Genomic DNA, 1027 nt, shown 5'->3' with positions numbered 1-1027 from the left:
GGGATAACCATCCGGTTCATTATGATGAGGAGCAGGATGTATGGAATGTTTTTTTATACGATGATGTAAATCGAGTTTTATCGGATTATCGCTTATTTTCCAGTAGAAGGGAACGAAGACAATTCGCAATCCCACCTTTAGAAACTAGAATAAATATAAATTCTACTGATCCACCAGAACATCGCAATGTACGTTCTATTGTTTCTAAAGCATTTACTCCAAGAAGTTTAGAACAATGGAAACCTCGAATACAGGCTATCGCAAATGAACTTGTACAACATATCAGAAAATATAGTGAGGTTAATATCGTTGAAGAGTTTGCTGTAGCTTTACCTGTTACCGTCATATCCGATTTATTAGGAGTACCAACAACGGATCGTAAAAAAATTAAAGAATGGTCTGATATTTTATTTATGCCGTATAGTAAAGAAAAATTTAACGATTTGGATGTAGAAAAAGGAATTGCGTTAAATGAATTTAAAACATACCTTCTTCCAATTGTCCAAGAGAAAAGATATCATTTAACCGACGATATTGTTTCAGATTTAATACGAGCTGAATATGAAGGCGAAAGATTAACCGATGAAGAAATAGTTACTTTTTCTTTAGGTTTATTAGCGGCAGGTAATGAAACAACTACAAATTTAATTATTAACAGCTTTTATTGCTTTTTAGTAGATTCACCTGGAATATATGAAGAGTTAAGAAAAGAACCTACGTTAATTTCAAAAGCGATTGAGGAAGTTTTACGCTATCGCTTTCCCATTACATTAGCTAGGAGGATTAYAGCGGACACAAATATATTTGGACCTTTTATGAAAAAGGATCAAATGATTGTTGCGTGGGTTAGTGCAGCAAATTTAGATGAGAAAAAGTTCTTACAAGCTTCTAAATTTAATTTACACAGAATAGGAAATGAAAAGCATTTAACCTTTGGTAAAGGTCCTCATTTTTGCTTAGGGGCGCCACTTGCACGTTTAGAAGCTGAGATTGCATTAACTACCTTTATAAATGCCTTTGAAAAAAT

The 1027-nt window shown here is 33.3% G+C and carries 1 protein-coding gene; it reads left to right on the top strand.

Annotation, left to right across the window (positions count from 1 at the left end):
- The coding region (locus AC1DJR_RS31220; RefSeq protein ID WP_477004387.1) for a cytochrome P450 at window positions 1-1027 on the top strand (1027 nt) is incomplete at both ends.

This window comes from Bacillus sp. 05T31, assembly GCF_056396725.1.
The sequence above is the reverse complement of the archived record's forward strand: the minus strand, read 5'-3'. Positions and strand labels throughout refer to the sequence as shown.